We start from the raw sequence: 3,277 nt of genomic DNA on the forward strand, positions 1-3,277 counted from the left end.
CCCGAGACGGTGAAGTCAGACTCATCTTTGAAAATACCCCACCGAGTATGCGTGTCGCCCCCGTAGGCAATGCGCTACCCTGGCTGAGTTACGATGTCGGCTATAACCGCTTTGCCAGACAATAACACGAGTTTCGCACAGGCATATAAAATTCTAAAAATGGCTTAAAAGCAATGATTAATCTGCAAGTTACTAAAAAACATAAATTTTCTTAAATTACAATAAGTTGTATTTGATTTATAAGGTTTTGACTATTTATATATCATGCTGAATTAAACTTAAAAATAGAGCGTTTTTTTATTGGTGCGAAACTCGTGTACAGGTTTCGATCTTGACCAGCGGGTCACCCAACTTGTCGATCGTCTGTTGGTGATACTGGTTTGCAAAGAGGTCATTCTTAATGGCGCTGCGTTTCTTCATGGTGGTTAGCTCAGTAGACCAGCTTCCGATAACTTTATCAGCAAAATCAAACTCGGCTTAGGTTTTTCGAGGTGCCCGTATGGTTAATATTTGTGTATTTTTTTGTACAATACATCACTTTTGTATGGAAGCTTGTGAAATTCTCTTTTTTTATTAGCATAGGGATCTTTTCCCTGTCATTTTTTGTCAATAATAGCTACTCAGCGACAAAGCTATATTACCCATTAGATAGCAGTAATAACGGCAAAAAATATTTAAATAATTCAATATTTATTCAAATTTTCAAAGAAGAAAGAGTACTAGAACTCTATACTAAAAATGAAAAAGGCTTATTTTCACTGTTTAAAAGTTATCCAATTTGTAATTTCTCTGGTGGATTAGGACCTAAGAAAAGACAAGGTGACTTAAAGAGTCCAGAAGGGTTTTATCGCATCACACGCTCACAATTAAAACCTGATAGTAAATATTATCGCGCTTTTAATTTAGGTTTTCCCAATAAATACGACCAGGCTCATGGCTATACTGGCGCTTATTTGATGGTACATGGTGGCTGTAAATCAATTGGCTGCTACGCGATGACTGATCGCTATATAAATGAAATCTATCGTTATGTGGAAAATGCATTACAAAATGGTCAATATGAAATACAGGTCAATATATATCCATTTAAAATGACTTCTAACAATATGAATCGCCATCGTAATTCGCGTTACTATACCTTCTGGCGACAACTGCAACCCGCATATGAATATTTTACTAAAACAAATCAATTGCCGGTAATTAATATTCAGCAAGGACAATACTTAGTAAACAAATTTCCTAACCATCAATCATCGCCAGCTAAAGCAGATGAAAGGCTACAATATGCGCTTACCAAAATGGAATAAAACAAAACTCCCTGGCTGAATTCGGTGCCAGTTCTCATTGCCAGTTAAGGGTTTGGTTGCAATCACTGAGACTATATCAGTTGTTTGTGTATGTTGCTGAAAATCGATTTCAATATCATTATCAAGCAATTTTGCCTTACCAAAAGGTGCTTTGCGGGTAAGCCAATGCAAATCAGTCGAGCAATAGGCCATCATATATTGTCCATCTGAAATTAACATATTCAGTACCCCCATCAGTTTTAATTGATCAGCCAGCTTCGCAATAAACCGATATACAGTTAACCAGTTTGTTGGTTTTTTAGGATATTTTTCTGCTAATTGATATAAAATCCAACAAAACACCCACTCACTATCCGTCTTTCCAATTGGCCGATAATGCCCTACTGGTAATTTTTTATAACCCTCAAGTTGGCCGTTATGTGCATAAGTCCAATTTCTGCCCCACAGTTCCCTAGTAAAAGGATGGGTATTTTCTAATAACACATCACCCCGATTTGCCTGGCGAATATGCGCAATAACTGCCTCTGACTTAATCGGGTACTCTTGCACAAAGCGTGCAATAGGCGATTGATAACATGGCTTGGGTTCTTTAAACGTTCGGCAACCTCTACCTTCATAAAAAGTGATCCCCCAACCATCTTTATGTGGCCCTGTCTGGCCTCCTCGCGGGATAAGACCACTTAAACTAAAATTAATATCTGTCGGGACACTAGCACTCATACCAAGCAATTCACACATAATGCCTCCTATATGTATGCCAGAATGAAATTTCCAAATCTAAGCATAATCACGCTAACTAATCACATCTCTACCCGACAATATTGCCTAGCAATGTTATTTCACCATTTCTTTTTCTATTAGCTGAATTAAAATATGGATCACTTTAATATGAATTTCTTGGATCCGATCGGCATAACCAAAATGAGGTACTCGGATCTCAATATCAGCGGTTCCTGCCATTTTTCCACCCTCTTTACCTGTCAATGTGATCACTTGCATCTTTTTAGCACGTGCAGCCGCGATTGCCTTGATGATATTGCCAGAATTACCTGATGTTGAGAGCGCAAATAATATATCCCCTTCTTTACCGACAGCCTCTACATAACGGGAAAAAACATAGTCATAACCAAAATCATTGCCAACGCAAGAGAGATGACTAACATCAGAAATCGCAATGGCTGGATAACCTGGACGATTTTCACGATAACGTCCGGTCAATTCTTCTGCAAAATGCATAGCATCACAGTGCGAGCCACCATTACCACAAGATAATACTTTTCCTCCCGCTTTAAAGGCGTTCGACAACATAATCGCGGCTTGTTCAATTGCTTCGATATTTTCTCTGTTATTAAGAAAATTGTTCAATGTCACCGCCGTTTCTTTTAATTCAGCACAAATAAGCTCCTGATACATCATTTTTACTCCTAATAAAATATTATTTTTTCAATAATCTCAGTGTAACGGATTAAACTTTATGAAAGAAGTATCAATACGACTTATCACAATCAAGTTAAGCTCAATAAATAATTTGTGAACTTCATTGTAATTAATATGTAAAATAAAATTACATAGATTAAAGATAAGAAAAAAACAGATATGACCTCCGATGACTTAGCTTAATCATAATCAGGAGTACCATTATGGCTCTACTCACTATTTTTCTATTTATTGGTTTAATCGGAATTCTTTGCTATCACAAAGCAAACCTACTATTTAGTAGCTTACTTATACTCGCTTATTCACGAGTTTCGCACAAAACTAATTTGGGTACGCTAATAAAACACGGATGTGCTCAGCAATAGCATTTTTGATTACGTCCCAATTTTGTTGATAAAGGGTTATTTTTTCAGATATACGACGTTTATGTTGTTCAAACCACGCAGAAATAGCGAGAAAAATATGATTTCTTTGCGCTCGGCTCGTGCGAGCCTGACAGCGTTCAATACCACAATTTTGTTTAACTTCTCGAT

The 3,277-nt window shown here is 37.0% G+C and carries 4 protein-coding genes and 1 pseudogene; 1 reads left to right on the plus strand and 4 read right to left on the minus strand.

Features of this window, described 5'->3' with window-relative positions; translation table 11 throughout:
• Positions 1 to 297 precede the first annotated feature (297 nt).
• Positions 298 to 420 carry a hypothetical protein gene (locus CBG25_RS18150; protein ID WP_290606730.1) on the minus strand — a complete coding sequence of 41 codons (123 nt, stop codon included), beginning with the start codon at positions 418 to 420 and terminating at the stop codon, positions 298 to 300.
• A gap of 134 nt (positions 421 to 554) precedes the next feature.
• Between CBG25_RS18150 and CBG25_RS18155 the strand changes: the two genes are divergently transcribed.
• Positions 555 to 1,307 (plus strand): murein L,D-transpeptidase family protein, encoded by a 753-nt coding sequence (locus CBG25_RS18155; RefSeq protein WP_290608416.1) that lies wholly within the window; start codon positions 555 to 557, stop codon positions 1,305 to 1,307.
• Here CBG25_RS18155 and CBG25_RS18160 read toward each other — a convergent pair.
• The 3 genes and pseudogenes from CBG25_RS18160 to CBG25_RS18170 form a co-directional block, all read right to left on the minus strand.
• A complete protein-coding gene (locus tag CBG25_RS18160; protein WP_290608417.1) occupies positions 1,278 to 2,045 on the minus strand; it encodes a class II glutamine amidotransferase in 768 nt (255 codons plus the stop codon). The genes CBG25_RS18155 and CBG25_RS18160 overlap by 30 nt on opposite strands.
• A gap of 96 nt (positions 2,046 to 2,141) precedes the next feature.
• Positions 2,142 to 2,720 (minus strand): D-sedoheptulose 7-phosphate isomerase, encoded by a 579-nt coding sequence (gene lpcA, locus CBG25_RS18165; protein ID WP_290608419.1) that lies wholly within the window; start codon positions 2,718 to 2,720, stop codon positions 2,142 to 2,144.
• A gap of 345 nt (positions 2,721 to 3,065) precedes the next feature.
• Positions 3,066 to 3,277, minus strand: a pseudogene (locus CBG25_RS18170) (hypothetical protein); the annotation flags it as partial.

The sequence above is a fragment of the Arsenophonus sp. ENCA genome (genome assembly GCF_002287155.1).
Taxonomy (GTDB): Bacteria; Pseudomonadota; Gammaproteobacteria; order Enterobacterales; family Enterobacteriaceae; genus Arsenophonus; species Arsenophonus nilaparvatae.

Coding starts and splice junctions, on each gene's coding strand:
- CBG25_RS18150 (WP_290606730.1), bottom strand. CDS start 420: ATGAAGAAACGCAGCGCCATTAAGAATGACCTCTTTGCAAACCAGTAT.
- CBG25_RS18160 (WP_290608417.1), bottom strand. CDS start 2,045: ATGTGTGAATTGCTTGGTATGAGTGCTAGTGTCCCGACAGATATTAAT.
- lpcA (WP_290608419.1), bottom strand. CDS start 2,720: ATGTATCAGGAGCTTATTTGTGCTGAATTAAAAGAAACGGCGGTGACA.